At 50.2% G+C, this 3,220-nt stretch carries 4 protein-coding genes and 1 pseudogene; 1 reads left to right on the top strand and 4 read right to left on the bottom strand.

Annotated features, from left to right (window positions below; genetic code table 11):
* Window positions 1–41 precede the first annotated feature (41 nt).
* Window positions 42–602: a recombinase family protein gene (locus RY113_RS18285; RefSeq protein ID WP_104111854.1), complete on the bottom strand. Its 561-nt coding sequence runs from the start codon at window positions 600–602 to the stop codon at window positions 42–44.
* A gap of 177 nt (window positions 603–779) precedes the next feature.
* Between RY113_RS18285 and RY113_RS18280 the strand changes: the two are divergent.
* A pseudogene (locus RY113_RS18280) lies at window positions 780–945 on the top strand (ISL3 family transposase); the annotation flags it as partial.
* Window positions 946–991: 46 nt separating this feature from the next.
* Here the strand turns inward: RY113_RS18280 and RY113_RS18275 are convergent.
* The 3 genes from RY113_RS18275 to RY113_RS18265 all read right to left on the bottom strand — a co-directional run bounded on the left by RY113_RS18275 (window position 992) and on the right by RY113_RS18265 (window position 2,981).
* Window positions 992–1,414: a hypothetical protein gene (locus RY113_RS18275; protein ID WP_315915809.1), complete on the bottom strand. Its 423-nt coding sequence runs from the start codon at window positions 1,412–1,414 to the stop codon at window positions 992–994.
* A 297-nt stretch (window positions 1,415–1,711) separates the two neighbouring features.
* Window positions 1,712–2,428 carry a hypothetical protein gene (locus tag RY113_RS18270; protein WP_315915808.1) on the bottom strand — a complete coding sequence of 239 codons (717 nt, stop codon included), beginning with the start codon at window positions 2,426–2,428 and terminating at the stop codon, window positions 1,712–1,714.
* 25 nt (window positions 2,429–2,453) lie between these two features.
* A complete protein-coding gene (locus RY113_RS18265; protein WP_315915807.1) occupies window positions 2,454–2,981 on the bottom strand; it encodes a hypothetical protein in 528 nt (175 codons plus the stop codon).
* Window positions 2,982–3,220: the final 239 nt, after the last annotated feature.

The raw sequence follows: 3,220 nt of genomic DNA, 5'->3' as shown, positions 1-3,220 counted from the left end.
CCTTCTGGCCCGGTACTCCTAAAGGTGTCGTCAGGGGCAATCTAAGGGTTAGGGCGTATGTATTGGTAGATGGTTTGGCGACTGACTCCGAATTCTCGGGCAAGGTCGGCCTTCGCTTCGCCAGCAGCAGCGCGCCGAATGAGTGCGGCCGCCTGCTCGGCATTGAGCATTTTTCCTCTGCCTTTGTAGACGCCAGCCTTTTTGGCCAAGGTGATGCCCTCGCGTTGTCGTTCTCGGATGAGTGCTCGTTCGAACTCGGCGAACGCCCCCATCACGGAGAGCAGGAAAGTAGACATCGCGGTGTCGTCTCCGGTGAAGGCCAGATTTTCCTTCACGAACCGAACCTGAACCTTCTTCTCGGTTAGCCGGCGGACGATCGCACGGAGGTCATCGAGGTTCCGGGCCAGACGATCCATCGAATGCACCAGAACAGTGTCGCCATCACGGGCAAAATCAATCAACGCCTCCAGTTGGGGACGGTTCTGGTCTTTCCCGGACGCATGGTCAGTGAATACCCGGTCGAGAGGTTCGCCGTCTAGTTGTCGGATCGTATTTTGATCTAGGGTGCTGACCCGGATGTAACCGAATGATTGACCAGTCATTGTTCCCCTCGAAATAGCGTCAAGGCAACTCTAAGAGCCTGATGCATAAGTGTCAAGATAGGATATTTCGGACCTCAAGTTGACACGTGTTCATTGGGATCGTGTTACTGTGGGTTTACGCTTGGTTGGGGTGTACCCCAACCAGACGGCTCAGGACACATTCGGGAGCGCCGGCTTTACTTCGAAAGACCAAGAAAATCCAACATCCCCACTGACGCGCTTAATGGAAGATTGGATAACCTCCGCGGATCTGCCCTCGGCTTCCTTAACCTCGTCAACGACGTAGCCAGATCACCTGCTTGACTCCGGCGGCTTCAGACCGAAACTACACTCTCAATTCTAAAGAGCCGCATTTATTATAACTACGTTCATATCCTCAACGCTCAGGCTCAGCCTAGATCCTCTTCGGGAGATACCTGGTCCTTGTCGGCAGCGATACGTTCAAAGTTCCTCATATCCCATGTGTCAATGACTCGTTTGTCAAGTTGGGTAATGATGAACTGAGAATGGTATTCGAAATTTCGAACAAGTACTGACATTGCTATGAAAACAAGACCGCCAATGAAGAGGATCATCTTAATGAACGATCCCACGGCAATCAAGATGGAGGCGTCCATGTTTTGGTACGGTCCGATCCAGACAAGTAAGTAATCTAGGAAAATCATGCTAATAATGCCCGTTAAGGTGCAGACTATTCCTACTACTAGCATCTGCCGGGAATGAAGAAGAGGCGGCATCGTATTATCCCTTGTGGCTGCTTCTCCCAGTTCCATTCGGGAATGGCTCACTGGTATCCTGTGCGGCATCATCACGACCGGACGATTCGGGCTTCAAGTGGGGTTCGACGTAATCTCGACCAAACAAGAAAATCGGGTCCGTATTCACAGCGTCTATTATTGGGTCAACGAATCGCCTGTTCTTTTGATTCCATCTAAATCTGACAAAGGGCTTGTAAGACTTGGTTGCAACAACGGCCAAGACTAGCAACAGCAGTAGGAATGTAAACATGTTGGGGTAGATGCCAAATAAGACGATAGCTGACAAACACGCCGGAATAAGTAGTAGGAAAAGCATATTTGACAAGACCTCCAAAACAGATTGGATCAGTGTTAGGAAGTGGGCATTGAACGACAAAATGATTTGATTGAAGCTCCAAAAGTTGAAAGGAAAGCCTCCAGTCTTGCTGGAGCATTGGTATTCAGGTCACGTATTTTGACAAGGTCTTTTTCCGTGATGTTGGTCTCGATGAGACTTTTCATTCCAGGATAGATTTCATCAATATGGTTGATCGAGACGGCGTATGTGTCAGGGGTCGTGGCAGCACTTACTATGCTGGTCGATGCATAGATTGTACATTCCGAGACAGCAATTTCAGGCGGTGTTTGAGCTACGGGAGTCGGAATTTCTGTCGTTGGTCCTATATGACTATATGAATCAAAGATTCTTGTTAGCTCGTCCGGTTTACCAATAGCAATCCACGTGTCCGAATACATGAGTTGGTTCTCCGCTGAAAGACCTGGTCCCCATTCGTCCAATATCTTGTAAGGAGTTCCTGGCGTTGCATAGATACGAACTATTAATGATGATATGTCCGGGACAACACATTCAGCCCCAGACATATCATCGAAAGATTGGATGTCATTTTCTAAGATGTCGATATACTCACAATTCATTTTCTCCATGGCTTTTGTAACCACATCGAGTGTCGGAGCCTTTGAAGCGGCTCCTCGAGTTGGATTCGCGTCCTCCACCGACGTAGTACATCCGGTGAGCCCCAGAGCAACTATCAATGCGATTAGCCTAAAATTCCTCAGAATCTGAACCATCCTCGGACTCCGTTATTCCACCCTGCTATTTCCATCGAAGGTAGGCCGGCATGACGCCACCGTAGGCCTTGAACTGCATCTTCGCCACGGTGGCTACGTTGCCGATGGGCACTGACGCAGTGTGCCCTCTACCGCACCCTGTGTCCCACCAGTTGGCTTTGTAATACGTCCCCACGCGGATGTAACCCCGAGCTACTGTGCAAGCATTACTTGATCTATACGGGGTGATGTCTACTATCCAGGAATAGAGCCAAGTGGCTGAGGTATTGAACCCGATAATTCCGCAACCATCCACAGATACGTGCCACTGTCCATCAGGAAGGGCTACTCCATTCCTGTAGGCACAACCGGCTGCGAGTGACTCCACTTCTGCGCCGGATACAAGTTTCGTCGCGGGGCCTTGGGTTGATTTCCGGTTGGTGACGGCTGCTTCAACCTGTTTCTTCCCCTCGATAGTGCTCAGAACTTCACCTTCTGACCCGACGACATAGGCAGGCTGGTTAGGATCAAGCTGACTCTCGGGAACTGATTTGATGGTGGCGTCGGTGGCCATTGATGGAGATTCGGCCGGTCCTGATGGCGAATTGTCACTGGCCATTGCTGTTCCGGAAGTGGATAACAACCCCAAGACCAGTAGTGCCGAAACCAACGTCATTCTTTGAAGTTTCATGCTTCCCCCGTTGCTGTTTGCTCCCTGAAGACCTCGTTGTCTCGCCTTATATTGTTAGCTACAGCACAACTTATAGTCTACTTAGGAGTAGGTTACGACACCGCGCCGCATGCCACAAGGGG

The organism is Arthrobacter sp. lap29 (assembly GCF_032458965.1).
In the GTDB taxonomy this organism is placed as follows: Bacteria; Actinomycetota; Actinomycetes; order Actinomycetales; family Micrococcaceae; genus Specibacter; species Specibacter psychrochitiniphilus.
The sequence above is the reverse complement of the archived record's forward strand: the minus strand, read 5'-3'. Positions and strand labels throughout refer to the sequence as shown.

Bases quoted from the DNA above. Each gene is read 5' to 3' on its own strand.
- RY113_RS18285 (WP_104111854.1), bottom strand. From the start codon at position 602: ATGACTGGTCAATCATTCGGTTACATCCGGGTCAGCACCCTAGATCAA.
- RY113_RS18270 (WP_315915808.1), bottom strand. From the start codon at position 2,428: ATGGTTCAGATTCTGAGGAATTTTAGGCTAATCGCATTGATAGTTGCT.
- RY113_RS18265 (WP_315915807.1), bottom strand. From the start codon at position 2,981: ATGGCCACCGACGCCACCATCAAATCAGTTCCCGAGAGTCAGCTTGAT.